Here is a 15,217-nt window from a genome sequence, read left to right as displayed (position 1 = left end):
TCACTGAACTAGCGTTATTTTTTTCTTTAATCCATCTGAATAGGCCATTTGTCCATCCGTTGTAACAACCACCCCGTCGATTCCGTCGAGTTTATTCAATATCTCAACCGCCTTTAGCGCATTTTGACCAAACAATCTAGTGGTCCAAATTTCACAGTCGATCGATTTATCAGCGACTATAGTAATACTTTCAAGATTAGTTTTGATTGGATATCCAGTAGATGTATCGAAGATATGATGATAAGTATGACCCTTAAAGACAAACTTGCGTTCATAAATACCTGATGTGACGACTGACTTATCTAAGACTTTTAAAGTAGCCACAAAGTTACCACGTGGTAAAAATGGATTCTGAACCCCAATCCTCCACATTCCATCCAAATGATCTGGCTCATCGCCAAAGGTCAAAACGTTGCCACCCAGACTAATGAATCCAGCACTGGCCTGTTGTGATTTGAAGTAATTAATGATTTTATCAGCAAAATATCCCTTAGCTATAGCTCCTAGATCCAGTGACATTTGTTTGTGCTTTAAAAAAATTGTCTGATTAGTTTCATCCAAGATAATATCTGCAGGATCGATCAATTTGAGTAATTCATTGATCCTTGCTTGGCCCGGATATCTCGCATCATTAAAGCCGATTCTCCACGCCTGAATCAGTGGCCCAATCGCAATGTTCAAAGCACTATTTCTAATCAAACTTTGTTCTTTACCAATCTTAATTAATTCAAATAAGTCTGACTCGATTTTTACTGGTCTAATTCCAGCATTGTCATTAATATTAGTAAGATGTGACTTAGCATTAGCACTGAAGCGGCTCTCATAATCTATTAATTTTTTCTCGGCCATATCCAATAAATCTTGCGGGTTCTTGGCTTTTACCCACACTATAATTATCGTTCCCATCAAGTGTAGTTTCTTTTCAGCTGTTTCCATTTAACCTCTCCACTATATTTTTAAAATGTAATTTCATATTCAAAGTCCAATTTCTTATAATAATCTAACTCGATAAAGTCAGTTGGTCTAACTTCACCGTCTTTTTTATCGAAGAATTCTAAGCCGGCTAATTTCAACATTTTGTACACAAATTGGGAACAAAACATGATATTAGGCTTATAAGAATGTTTCGCAACCAATCCAAGCAGATTATAAGCACTACCATTGTGATTTATTTCAGCAATTTTATCTATCAAGAATTGTTTCTGTTCCACAGTTGCCGGCAAACTATATATCAACACCGATGCATCAGACTTTTGATGGAAGAACTCAAGTGTTTCAGCGTTCATCCCAGGAGGGTAGATATTATCCCCACCGTTATAACTAATAATAGTATCCAAAGCTCTATCAAACGACAAAGATACGTGATTGAACTGTTTTTGTGTAAAAGCTGAGATTATTTCACTAGCTGGACTCCCCGTATTTGAAACAACTAGATACATATGCTCATCATCCAAACTCTTTTTTGCGGCATCAAAATAGTATTGTGTCAGTGTTCCTTGATTGATATAGCGAACTGAGCTGTGTCTTGGAATATCTTCTAGGACAGTCTTCACATGATCTATTGAGATCTTTTGATTCATATTTGAAACACTTTGCATCATCGATCTTATCCGTTTGGTATTGTCACGTAACTCCTCAAAGCTTATAGCCGTAACGCTCTCGACTGTTGGCATGTAGAATTCAGCCCCGTTGCTGACCGTTATGAAACGTTCCACAAGAAAAGGAATACTGAATAGAACCACTGCGAATATCTTGGCAGGATAATATAGTAAGTTGATATTGTGCATTGGAAATACCGTCAACGTCACAAAGGTTATTTGAAAAGCCAACATAAAACCATAGATAACAGTCAAACTAGACTTCACTTTTTTGCTAAAGCCTATCTTTACCCAAGTATGGATTATTAACACCAAAGCCAAATAACAATAGGCAATGATCATGATCGGTAAAGTCCCGAACATGAATAGCCCCAATAACACTACTATCCCCATGGTCCTAGACATTCGATAATTATGTAATAAATCGTTCATGTAGTCCCCTCTCTAAGTAATATTAATCAATTGTACTAGTATTCAAATAATTAATATATAAGTTCCTATATATATTGGCACCATTTAGAAAAATCGATGAAAGCGTTATAATGATATTAGTAAATAAAAAGGGAGTGTACTTAATAATGGAAAAAAGGATCAAAGGTTCATGTACGACAATTTTAGTTGGTAAAGACGCCTCTATAGATGGTTCTACAATAATCTCTAGAAATGATGATGGTCATGAAGCACTAGACCCACAACGTTTTGTCGTCGTTTCACCTGATGAACAACCTAGACACTACGAATCCGTTATCAGCAAAGTTCAAATTGACCTTCCTGATAACCCACTACGATACAGTTCAATTCCTAACTCAATTTTGACTAATGGAATTTGGCCAGCCGCAGGGATCAATAGTGAAAATGTCGGTATGTCAGCTACCGAAACAATCACTACTAATCCACGTGTTCTAGGTATGGATCCATTCGTTGAAGATGGTATTGGTGAAGAAGATATCGTCACACTAGTTTTGCCATATATTCACAGTGCTAAAGAAGGTGTACAACGTCTAGGTGCCTTATTAAAAGAATATGGTACTTATGAACCAAACGGAATTGCCTTTAATGACAACAAAGAAGTTTGGTGGCTTGAAACAATCGGTGGACACCACTTCGCTGCAGTCCGTATCCCAGATGATGCCTATGTTGTAGCACCTAATCGTATGAATATTGATGAATTCGACTTCGATTCAAGCGACACATTGTGCTCAGATGACTTGTTGGACTTGATCAAGAAATACAACTTGAATCCTGACTTTGACAAATACAACTTGCGTCATATCTTTGGTAGTGCATCTATTAAAGATACTGTTTACAACAACCCTCGTACTTGGTATGGTCAAAGATTCTTCAATCCAGAGATCGAAAACGACCCAATGGATGCTGATCTACCATTTATCTGCCACGCTAATAGAAAGATCTCAATTGAAGACGTCAAGTTTGTCTTAAGCTCTCACTTTGAGAATACAAAATATGACCCATACGGTAGCGGTACTGAAGATGAGAAAACAATGTTCCGTCCCATCGGTATCAACCGTAACCATAACGTTCATATTCTCCAAATCAGAAATAACGTTCCAAGTGAAATTGCCGGTATCCAATGGTTAGCTTATGGTGCAAATACCTTCAATACAGTTGTTCCATTCTACACAAATATCACTGACACACCAGCTTGTTACAAAGATGCCACTGGAACATTTGACCTGAATAATATGTACTGGTTAAGTTGTACAACAGCACTTCTCGGTGACACAGATTACGACTTCTACGTTGATATGAGAAACGATTATGAACTAGACACAATGAGTTCATTTAGAAAACTACAAAATGATACCGACGAAAAAGCTTCTGGACAAAAAGATATTAGTAAATTCCTAGAAGAAGCCAATGATAAATTAGCAAATGACGCCTTGAAACGTCAAACTAAGTTGTTAGGTGACATGGTTATCGCTGGGTCAGAACATATGAAACTTAGATATAATTTAAATGATTAGAGCGCACAACAGCACGAAAATTTCCGAGCATTAACGCAAATAGTCTCAGCATTCACGAACGTGAATACTGAGACTATTTTTGTTAAGCGGAAGAAATTGTGCTGTTGTGCGCGTTTGCGAAGCAAACAAGGAAAAGACAACAAGCACTTGATCTTAAACCTGAACCTGAACTTAAACTGTATCCTGAACTAAAAATCAATAATCAGGTTTTTCCATCAACAACCACAATACTAAATAAGCAATGATCCCAGAAATTGGCGTGAAACTTATAATCACCCATAAAACTCTAGCAATGGCAGTATTCCAGCCAAAATGTTCAGCTAGACCACCAACTACCCCCGCCAAAACCTTATTATTACTCGAACGTTTAATTGGAATATGCATAATGAATCCCCTCTCTTATTTATCTTTAAATAAAATAATAATATAGAAGCGACTTTAAGTACATCTAAATCGCTTACATTTGCCTTACAAATTTGTTATGTTGAAAATGTGTGATTTTGATTGTAATATAGGTGAACAAGACCAAAAGAAAGAAGATTTAAATGAGAAGACATATTACATCTCTATTACTACTTGTTGTTCTAGGAAGTATATTTTTAGCAGAATATACTGACGTATTACCAACTACCATTCAAGCTCCAATCGTAACTAACTTGTCAAAATCAAAGGGCTACTTAGAATCAGTGATAAGTAAATTCAATCCTGATAGTTTCATCAATAATTCCAATGCCACAAGCACCACACAAAAAGAAGCTACAACGTCTACTGACCAACAGACCAACTCAGCTGACCAAACACCAGCGTTTTCAATGGTCAACAAATTTGTCATTGGTAAAACTTACTACTATCACTTCACCGATAAAACACCAAAGGTCGCTAGACAAGCCTTTAACGATGCCATATATGCCTATAATCAAACTGGTGTAGTTAATTTGGTTGAAGGTAACAAGCAAGCTAGTGCAAACAGCATTACCTTCTCAATCTATTATAAAGACGAAGGCGACAATGCCAAGACTCTAGAGCTGGGTACTGGTGGACCTCAATTGACTTATAGAACTAATGATTCAACTAAACAAGCAATCAATCACGCCACTGCCAAGATCAATATGACATATCCCGAGTCAGTCAGTGATTCTGTAACAATGCATGAACTTGGACACGCATTGGGTCTAAATCATAGTAATGATGCCACTTCAATCATGTATCCAACTAATCAAGGAGTTACCTCCTTATCTGATGCCGATATTGCAGGTTTAAAAGCTATTTACGATAAATAATCTCAATTTTCTTTAACTTCATGAATATGTTTTAAAACAGCGTAGTACCAGTGATCGGTATCATTTATTTTCATAGAATAAATGAAAAAATTTGAAAATAATTAGTATTTTTTTAATTTTACACTTTACTTTTTAAGAATAAATGCTTATTATAAGTGTCACAAGATAAAGACGACAAGAAAGAAGAGTAAGACTTATCAGCCTGACAGTGAATTGGGAATAGTGAGAACCCTACCAGCGCTTGATTTATCCGAATAACCCTTTCTTATGTTTCTAGCTGAAATGGCTTGGCCAAAGTAGGTTTTAGACGTAACCGGTACGTTACCATCGGCAGAGTATAGAATTTTTGTACTCTTATTGAGTAGGCTTATTTTAAATAAGCAACTTGGGTGGTACCGCGAAAGTCTTTCGTCCCTTTTATTAGGGATGAAAGACTTTTTTTGTTGCCTGTCTTTCATCGATTAAATTTGAAAAAAATGAAGGAGACCTACCTATGCATTTAACAATTCCAGAATCATACGACCCTAAACTATCAGTAATCGATACACAAAAAGCTATCCGCTATATTCGTGAGACATTTCAAGACGAATTCGGTAAGGAACTCAACCTATCACGTTTGTCAGCACCTATGTTCGTCGAAAAATCTACAGGTCTAAACGATAACCTTAACGGTGTTGAAACTCCTGTTTCATTCGATATGAAAGACTTACCTGACCAAACAATTGAAATCGTTCACTCACTAGCCAAATGGAAACGTGTCGCACTAAAGCGTTATGGTTTCGGACTGCATGAAGGTCTCTATACAAATATGAACGCCATTCGTAAAGATGAAGACTTAGACAACATCCACTCAATCTATGTTGACCAATGGGATTGGGAAAAAGTTATTTCAAAAGACGAACGTACTATTGAAACATTGAAGAGTACTGTTAAAGATATTTTCAAAGTCATCAAACATATGGAACACGAAGTTTGGTACAAGTTCCCAGAAGCTGTCTACCATTTACCAGATGAAATCCACTTTGTAACAACACAAGAACTAGAAGACAGATTCCCAGATATGACACCTAAAGAACGTGAGAACGCTATTACCAAAGAATTGGGCTGTGTATTCTTAATGCAAATCGGTGGCAAAATGAAATCAGGCAAAAGACATGACGGACGTGCCCCTGACTATGACGACTGGAAATTAAACGGTGACATTTTATTCTGGTATGAACCTCTACAAATGGCTCTTGAAATTTCAAGCATGGGAATTCGTGTTAGTGAAGAATCCATGAAAGCGCAACTAAAAGATGCTGATGCAGAAGATAGACTCAAGCTTCCATATCACAAGATGTTACTCCGTGGTGAACTACCATATACAATCGGTGGTGGTATCGGACAATCACGTCTATGTATGTTACTACTTGGCAAAGCTCATGTTGGTGAAGTACAAGCCAGTGTTTGGCCACAAGATATGATCGACAAATGTTACGAAAACCATATTCAAATTCTTTAATACTGAAATTAAATAGCAGAAAGCATTGTTCTGGACACAATGCTTCCTGCTATTTTTGTATCTATTGTTATACTAGAAATAACAACACAACAGTGGAGGAAAATAACTTGCTAACAATTACTAAATTTGCACAACTCGCAAATACCACTAGGAGAACCTTGATTTATTACGATAACAAAGGTATTTTTCATCCCATAGAAATTGATAAAAATGGATACCGGCTCTACAATTACGATCAATTATATGAAATAACATACATTCTCAGCTTGCGCAAATTGGGCCTATCCATCAAGGATATTGACTTTATAATTAATGAACATACTGATGATGACCTTAATTCAAAGTTGAATTCTATCTTAATTAACATTCAAAACAACATTGATCATCTTGAAAATGTTAAAAAAATATTGACCACAAGATTCAGTACAATACCCGACACTTTCAGCCAACAACTACATACCCCTGCAATCATTACAAATACAAAGCAAAACTTTTGGAGATCCAAGCAGTCAGTCACGTGTACAGAAAAGGAAATCGCAGAAATTTATTCTGATTTCTATAAGAAACTAGACTCCTTATCACTGACTAATAAACAAGATGCAGGATTTATGACTCAACTTGCAGATAGCAATGCCGCTCTTTATCCTGATGCATCATTTTGTATCATTAAAAGTATCGTCGATACCAAAGATAATATTTTCCCCATCTGTACTAAAGAATCTGGAGAGTATATATCAGTGATTACGGAAAATACTGGTTCGGATATTTGTCTGGGATTGAAAGAATTAAAAGAATATATTGATAAAAATAATCTAAAAATAAGTTCCACTCTTTGGCAAATGAATCTAGATGAAAAGTTCATTAATAAGGGATCATCCAAGTATGTTCGTCTGGAATATAAACTAATCAATTGACCACAACGTTACTGTACAACAAAAGTAAACGCTCACAAAACTAAAAATTGAATTATAATAATCATGAATACATTGATAGTTAAGGAGTGAAGAAAATGTTTAAAGACAAATATACTAGCTGGGATGCAACTTATGACGTCGCAGTATTAGGCTTCGGTGGTGCTGGTGCTACTGCTGCACGTTTTGCGGCAGATAATGGTGCTAAAGTATTGTTGGTTGATGCCGCTCCAGAGGGACATGAAGGTGGAAATACTCGTTATGCCGGACAAGTTATTTCATCTGGAGACAACCTTGATGACTTGAAAGAATACTATAAACAACTTGCCTATCCACTTGATTTTGACAAAGATCTAATGGATACATACGTAGAAGGATTGTATAAGATTCCCGAATTTTTAGAGAAGTACCTTGGTGTTAAGCCTTTTGTTATGGGTGAACACAAAGACTCTCCATTATATAAGGGATTATACTTCATGGCACATGAATACCCTGAACTACCCGGATCAAAGACTCACGAATTGGTTGCCGTTCACGAAGGTGTCGCTGATGCTGCACTATGGAAGAACTTAAGACAACAAGTCTTAGACCGATCAGACAAGATTGACGTACTATATGAAACTCCTGCCATTCATCTGATTCAAGATTCCGATAGCAAAGAGATCATCGGTGTACAGATAAAGCATAATAATGAATTATTAGATATCAAAGTTAGACATGGTGTCGTTATGACTACTGGTGGATTTGAGAATAATCCAGAAATGGTCCAAACATACCTTGGCGAAACTAGCCTACACCCAATTGGTTCCCTTTATAACAAAGGTGACGGTGTGAATATGGCTCAAGATGTTGGCGCCAAGATGTACAATATGGCTAACTATGAATCCTACGGAATCTTCCATGGCCTAACACCAAAGCCAAAATCTGGTCAACGTGCTTTATTTATGCCATTTGATTGGCCAGAATTCCATCAAGGTAGTGTCTTTGTAGTTGGAGATGATGGAACTCGTTACTTTGATGAAAACGAGATTCACAGACATGGTCACATACAAGATCATGGACAATGGAGAATTCCAAATGCACAATTACATCCATTCTTAGTCTTCGACCAAAAGAAATACGATGAATTATCAAATGAAACAAATGTCCCCTATCCTGAATTCTTAGAGAACACTATTAAGGCCAATGACGTAAATGAATTAGCACAGAAGTTGAACGTTGATATTGATAAGATACAAAATACAATTACAGACTTCAACTACTTCGCCAAAGCAAAACGTGATTATGCCTTCAATCGTGACCCTAAGACATTGACTGCCTTTAACGACGGACCATTTTATATCATCGCCTTATCTCAAGGACTATTGAACACAGTAGGTGGACCAGTTCATAACGCCAAAGCACAAGTGATCGACACAGATGGAGAGGTCATCCCCAAGCTATATTCTGCCGGTGAATTGGGCAGTATGATGGGACGTAAATACAACGGTGGTAGTAATCTTGCCGAAGATTTAATCATTGGTAAAATTGCCGGAGAAAACGCCGCTGCCGGTGTCACTAATGACCTAACCGGATATGATGCCGAAACATCTGCCAGCCAACATGACAAAAATAAAAACATCGGTACGTTAGGATCTGATATTTCAAAAGACAATTTCAAAACAGGACCCAATCAATATATCGGAAAATCCAGTGCCGGCATGGGCAATGAAATAGTAGTCCGTGTAACAGTTGACGACAATAACGATATTAAAAACGTCGAAATTTTGAAACAAAGTGAATCAGACGATTATGGCTTGAAAGCCATTGAACAATTGCCCAAAGATATTGTAGCTAAAAATTCCATTGAAGTAGATGCAATATCCGGAGCTTCAGCTTCTAGTAAAGCGATTAAAGAAGCCGTTGGCAATGCCCTAAAAAAGAGCGGTAACAAACGCGGGTAGTCTCCGAGTATTAAATTAAATAATCGGTATTCACGCATGTGAATATTGATTATTTGAGTTAAACGGAAGAGACTGCGCTTGGTATCGCGTTTCAGACAGAGCCGTAACAATACACGATTAATTCCCGAGTAATAACTCTACAAAAAGGTCTTCACGAAAGTGAAGATTTTTTTGTGGCGTTATACGGAAGGAATTGTGTATTTTTTCGCGTTTCAAATAAAGAGCGTAACAACACGCGAATAATTTCCGAGCATTAACACTAAAAGAGGTGCCATTCACGACAGTGGATGACATCTCTTTTAATGTTAAGCGGAAGAAATTGTGTGTTGTTACGCGTTTGCGAAGCAAACAACCAGCAAAAAAGTAGAACTTTAACTTTAACAAAAAACAAATGACATTCTTTTTGAGTTAAACGGAAGAGACTGCATTTGATATAGCGTTTCGGCTATAAATCCTGCTAGAACCAGTATTTTTTTAAGTTTCAAATTCCAAACCCACCCAATTATGATATGCTCTAAAAAGATTAGTTACGGGGGGAACCACTATGAGTACGAGTCAACAAAACTGGATACAAATTCCACTAATTGCTTATTGGCTGTGTCTAATTCCACTTTTCTTTGGCATATGCTTTGCAATAAGTTACAGCCGAGAAAAACGTCGATTAAGTAACGGGATTTGGTTTTCATTATTTTTATACACACTATTACCAACACTTGCAATGGTAATAATAGGTACCGAAAATAAATTATTAATTATAATAAGCATCGCAATATTTGTAATCTTCCTATTAATAGTAGCAGTGACATTTTCACTACAGGCACTATTACTATTATGGAATGCTTGGATCGTGTGGAAAAGAGAAAGTCACACGCTAGCTAATATGCTGACATTGATATTAGGTTTAGCAATCATCGCATTACCATTTTTTGCCAGTGCCATTAACAATCATCTACCTGCAAAATGGGCCACTTTGGTCGTTATGATTCCCAATCTAATAATATTCTATGTCCTATTTTGGTTTTATAACTACCTGACAATGTTAGTACTATATCAATTCAATCACCCACGTTTGAACAAAGATTACATTATCGTCTTAGGTGCTGGATTATTAAACGGTGACACTGTTTCACCACTTCTAGCCCAGCGAATCGACCGTGGATTAGCCTTTTACAATAAACAACTAAAAAAAGGAAAACTAGCTACGATGATTTTTTCAGGTGGTCAAGGTAGTGACGAGACTATCGCTGAAGGATCTGCGATGCTTTCGTACTCAATAAAACAAGGCTTGCCAAAAGAAAATGGAATAGCTGAAACCAAATCAAAAAACACTTATCAAAATATGCTTTTTTCTAAAGAAATTATAGATGCTGATGACAAAAACAAGCCAAAAACAATCTTTGTTACTAATGGTTATCATACTTTTCGTGCAGGGATGGTTGCTAAACAAGCCGGTTTAAAGGCCGATGGAATTGGTGCACATACTGCCAAGTTCTTCTTACCTAATGCTATCTTACGTGAGTACATTGCCATTTTTATGCGTAACAAGTATTGGCATATGGCCGCTATAATTGCCATAATTTTAGGATCTTGCCTACTAACTTTTTTCTCATACTATTACTAGATAACACGGAGGATTAATATGAAACTTTTACACACCGCCGATTGGCATATCGGACGAACACTGAATGGCTACTCACTACTAGATGAACAAAAACACGCCTTCTCACAAATGTTGCAGATTGCCCTAGATGAAAAAGTCGATGGCATTGTTATTGCCGGGGATATTTATGATCGAGGCGTTCCTAGTTCTGAGGCTGTGATTGCTCTAGATGAAATGCTTCGCAAAATAAATCTGGAAAATAAAATCCCCATCTACGCTATCTCAGGAAATCACGACAGCGCAAAACGTTTGAATTATGGACGTGAGTGGATGGAATACACAGACTTTCATCTGAATACTCTCCTAGAAGAAGCCTTCACACCAATTGAAACATCTGATACACAAATATTTTTATTACCATTCTTCGATCCCATGGACGCGCGTGTCTACTATCAAAAACAAGGTATGGACCCTCAAAAAATCACGAATATAAAGACAATTGGTGAGGCTATGTCACTGGTCATAAGTGACATGACCAAACTGTTTGATAAAAATAAGAAACACCTACTAATAACTCATTTTGCAGTATCCCCCAATAAGGATACTGAAATTGATTTGACCAGTGAAACCAACTCCAAAGTTGGCGGTTTAGCAACACTTACGACTAACCAATTCAAAGACTTTGATTACGTGATGCTGGGACATATCCACACTAAGTTTGCTTCACCAAGTGAAACTATCAGATATTCCGGTAGTCTAGTTAAATTCAATGTGAAGGAAGCCAATACTGAAAAAAGTATTGATATTGTGGACACTAATGATGATCCAATTTCTTTTGTTCATCATAAAATCACCCCACACACAGATTTAATTGTTCTAAAAGAAACTTGGGAGACTTTGCTGGATCCAGAATTTTACTCCAAACAACCAATTGGAAAAAACTGGTTTGCCATTACCATTGAAGACTTCAAAAGAAGTGAGCATACTCAAACCAACGTACGATCTCAGCTGCAAGACATCTATGGAACAGTCGTAGAACTGGATTATAAGAATGTTGAAGTATCAAATAATCAATCAATAGAACAAACTATAGATTCCACAAATCATGAAGGTATCGTTGAACAATTCTACACATCAATAACTGGCGATACTCTTTCAAAATCACAAAAGGGTATCGTTAATGAAATCTTCACGGAATTGGGAAAGGAAGAATAACTTTGAAACCTGTTTATTTAGAGATGAATTATTTTGGACCACATGAACATTCAATAATTGATTTTAGGAAATTAGAAGAAGCTCCTATATTCCTGATTGGTGGCGACACTGGTGCTGGTAAATCGACCATTTTTGATGCCATGACCTTTGCCTTATTTGGCAGTACCACTGGAGACCGGGATGCTAAAGAAATGCGTAGTCAATTTGCTACTCCAGATGAAGCTACCAGTGTTATCTTTTACTTCGAACAAGGCAACAATCTATATAAAATAAAAAGACAACCTGAACAACTCTTGTCCAAAAAAAGAGGTACTGGACTCGCCTCTAACAAGTCAGTCGCTAGTCTTTCAGTAGTTGAAGAAGTTGGCGGAATCGAAACTCAAAGTATCGCCAGTAAACCCATGGACGTCGGCCTTGAGATCAAAGATATTTTGAACTTAAATGCCGATCAATTCAAAAAAATCATCCTGTTACCACAAAATGACTTCTCAGAGTTTTTAAAATCCAATACGGCAGACAAAGAAGAAATTCTCAAAAAAATATTTGGTACTCAAATATTCAGTGATTTCACTGACAAATTAAAGAATCGATATAACGATTCGAAAAAGAAAAACGAACAATTCAGTAACGAGTTACAAAATCAGCTTGAATCAATTGCTTGGACTGACGAAGAAAGAGACAGTCTAACTCATGAATCAGATGAAGGAAAGGTAATCCTGCTCCAAAAATTTGTCAATCAAAGAAATGACAATTTAACAAAGGCAAATAATCACGCTAATGACATCGCAAAGTCCTTGAGTACTGCTGACAAAAAGCTACAAGATGCTAAGAACATCAAGACTAAATTTGCTCGATTAGATAAGTTACAAAATGACTTTCAATTGAACATTGTTGATAAAAAAAGTGATATTGCAGATAAAAGAAAACATGTAACAGAACTAGACTGGGCTAACAAACTTAAAGATACGATTCGAGATTTGGCTAAAGACGAAAAAAGTTATAATCAGAATTTAAAAGATAAGAATACGTTAGTAGAACAACTCAAAACATACAAAGCAAATTTTGATTCCGCTAAAAAAGCTTTGGATAATCTCAATAACCAAATAGACCAATTCAATAGTAAGAAAGATAAAATAACAGAATTAAACACTTTGATTCCACAGATTAAACGACTTGAAGAATTAACAGTAGCTTTATCCAAACTAAGACCACAAGTCAAACAACTAGAAGCTGAAATAAACGCTCAAAACACTACCGCTAAGAAACTAATTTCAACTATCGAAAATAAGCAGAATAATCTTGTGCCTATCAATGATTTGCAAAATAAAAAGGATACATTAACCAAACAAAAAGAAATATTCACTGATACCCTATCACCCTTGGTAACTGAACGAGACAATTTAATTATCACTATCAAACAGCTTGAAAATGATTTAAAAGATTACAAAAAATCGCAACAAGATAGACAATCAGACCTAGATATCGCCAAAAAAATCTATGATGAAAAAATAGGAACCAGACAATCATTAATGATTGCCCAGCTCCAACAAGAATTATCTGACGGAGAACCTTGTGTCGTCTGTGGATCCACCGTTCATCCCAATATCATTCATACTGTAGATGCTGATGAATCAGAGTTGAAAAAGTCAATGGATGAGGTAGACCAATCGCAAAAGGCCTATATAACAGCAACTAACAAACTAAATACAGTTAACGAAAATATCACTAAAGTCGGTGATAAAATAACAGCTGAAAATATCAAGTTGAAATCAGCTAACAACAAACTAGATAGCACATATACTGATTTAACTTCTAATTCAAAATTAACTTTCTCTACCGACTTTGACATGCAAAATATCAAAGATACATTCGACACGGCCATTAGAAATATCGACAAAGATATTAGTGCCGCTAATAAGCAGATCGACGAAATCAAGTCTTTAGAAACAGAACAAAAAGATAGTGAAAACGAACTAAATACTAAAAACATTGAATTAGGAAGAATCAAATCTGAACAAGAAACTTACCAAAATGAATTACTCAAAATAACTCAAAATATCAATAAGGATAATCTTCAAACTAGCGATGAATTAAATATCGCCAAGAATAATTTGGAGCAGGAAATAAAGACATACCAAGAACAATTAGATGATGCAATTAATCAAACTCACAAAAACGAACTCGAATTGTCCAACGGTAATACTAAGTTAGACGGTATTGATGAACAACTCGACAAATTGAATGCATCCCTTAAAGCTTCAAATCAGATTTTATCCGATTCATTGAATGCTGATGATGCCAAAACGAGTGAGCTAGCTGTACTTAACGCTTGGATCAGTGAAGTTGATAATGGTGATCTATCTAAACTCAACGGTATTATTTCTGAATATAAAAAAGAAAAAGAGCTTCTGAATGCTGACATCAACAATTTGAATACTGAATTGAAAGATATTAAATCGCCTGACATTGAACATTTACAACAAACACTGTCAGATCTAACAATTCAAAATAAACTTGCAGTCGAAAAAAGTACTGAAGCAAAACTTCGCTTTGAAAATGCCCAATCAAGTTATACAAAAGTACAACTAATAATGAGCAAACAAGGTGATTTTGCCAAGAAATCATCTGAAATAACTAGTTTATACAATGTAATAACTGGTAAAGATGGTAATGATGATAAATTAAAATTAGAAACTTATGTTGTACGACAATATCTTCTAAAAGTTTTGAATTATGCCAATGATCACTTCATTAACCTATTGTCTAATAATCGATATACTTTTGAGATTGCCGCAAAAGGTTCGGACAAAAGAAGTGACCACGGTCTAGATATCAACGTCTACGACAATGAGACCGGAGCAACTCGCTCATCAGACACATTATCTGGTGGTGAAACATTTATCGCCGCTTTATCAATTGCCTTATCACTAAGTGAAGTGGTGCAATCTTCTACCAATGGTGTTCAAATAGACGCCTTATTCGTTGATGAAGGATTCGGTTCACTGGATCACGAAACTTTGGAAAAAGCCATGACGGCATTGGAGACTATCGGTGAGAATCGTATGGTTGGTGTTATCAGTCATATCGAAACTATGAAATCTACCATTGGTCAACAAGTCTTGATCAAGAAAATCGGTGATGGTAGAAGTCGTGTTGAAATTGTTAATAAGTGATATAAAAAACA

At 36.2% G+C, this 15,217-nt stretch carries 11 protein-coding genes; 8 read left to right on the top strand and 3 right to left on the bottom strand.

Features of this window, described 5'->3' with window-relative positions; translation table 11 throughout:
• Positions 1-936: an FAD:protein FMN transferase gene (locus BTM29_RS03945; RefSeq protein WP_076614263.1), complete on the bottom strand. Its 936-nt coding sequence runs from the start codon at positions 934-936 to the stop codon at positions 1-3.
• Between the two features lie 20 nt (positions 937-956).
• Positions 957-2,030 (bottom strand): C40 family peptidase, encoded by a 1,074-nt coding sequence (locus BTM29_RS03940; protein ID WP_076614262.1) that lies wholly within the window; start codon positions 2,028-2,030, stop codon positions 957-959.
• 146 nt (positions 2,031-2,176) lie between these two features.
• Here BTM29_RS03940 and BTM29_RS03935 point away from each other — a divergent pair, with 146 nt between their 5' ends.
• Positions 2,177-3,583, top strand: a complete 1,407-nt coding sequence (locus BTM29_RS03935) for a C69 family dipeptidase (RefSeq protein WP_076614261.1) — start codon at positions 2,177-2,179, stop codon at positions 3,581-3,583.
• 195 nt (positions 3,584-3,778) lie between these two features.
• Here BTM29_RS03935 and BTM29_RS03930 read toward each other — a convergent pair whose 3' ends face one another.
• Complete coding sequence (locus BTM29_RS03930) at positions 3,779-3,967, bottom strand: PspC domain-containing protein (protein WP_076614260.1); 189 nt, start codon at positions 3,965-3,967, stop codon at positions 3,779-3,781.
• Positions 3,968-4,128: 161 nt separating this feature from the next.
• Here BTM29_RS03930 and BTM29_RS03925 point away from each other — a divergent pair, with 161 nt between their 5' ends.
• The 7 genes from BTM29_RS03925 to BTM29_RS03895 all read left to right on the top strand — a co-directional run bounded on the left by BTM29_RS03925 (position 4,129) and on the right by BTM29_RS03895 (position 15,206).
• Entirely contained in the window at positions 4,129-4,863 is a 735-nt protein-coding gene (locus BTM29_RS03925; protein ID WP_076614259.1) for a matrixin family metalloprotease, read from the top strand.
• A 493-nt stretch (positions 4,864-5,356) separates the two neighbouring features.
• Positions 5,357-6,364, top strand: coding sequence for an aspartate--ammonia ligase (asnA, locus tag BTM29_RS03920; RefSeq protein ID WP_076614258.1), 1,008 nt, complete (start codon positions 5,357-5,359; stop codon positions 6,362-6,364).
• 107 nt (positions 6,365-6,471) lie between these two features.
• Positions 6,472-7,278: a MerR family transcriptional regulator gene (locus BTM29_RS03915; RefSeq protein WP_076614257.1), complete on the top strand. Its 807-nt coding sequence runs from the start codon at positions 6,472-6,474 to the stop codon at positions 7,276-7,278.
• A gap of 95 nt (positions 7,279-7,373) precedes the next feature.
• Positions 7,374-9,218: an FAD-binding protein gene (locus BTM29_RS03910; protein ID WP_076614256.1), complete on the top strand. Its 1,845-nt coding sequence runs from the start codon at positions 7,374-7,376 to the stop codon at positions 9,216-9,218.
• A gap of 544 nt (positions 9,219-9,762) precedes the next feature.
• Positions 9,763-10,839, top strand: a complete 1,077-nt coding sequence (locus BTM29_RS03905; RefSeq protein WP_076614255.1) for a YdcF family protein — start codon at positions 9,763-9,765, stop codon at positions 10,837-10,839.
• Between the two features lie 18 nt (positions 10,840-10,857).
• Positions 10,858-12,033 carry an exonuclease SbcCD subunit D gene (locus BTM29_RS03900; protein WP_076614254.1) on the top strand — a complete coding sequence of 392 codons (1,176 nt, stop codon included), beginning with the start codon at positions 10,858-10,860 and terminating at the stop codon, positions 12,031-12,033.
• A gap of 2 nt (positions 12,034-12,035) precedes the next feature.
• The gene (locus BTM29_RS03895; RefSeq protein ID WP_076614253.1) at positions 12,036-15,206 is read left to right on the top strand and encodes an AAA family ATPase; all 3,171 of its coding nucleotides are present in this window, start codon (positions 12,036-12,038) and stop codon (positions 15,204-15,206) included.
• Positions 15,207-15,217 lie beyond the last annotated feature (11 nt).

Origin of the sequence: Companilactobacillus allii (assembly GCF_001971585.1) — a bacterium.
Classification (GTDB): domain Bacteria; phylum Bacillota; class Bacilli; order Lactobacillales; family Lactobacillaceae; genus Companilactobacillus; species Companilactobacillus allii.
This window is presented reverse-complemented; position numbering and strand designations above follow the sequence as displayed.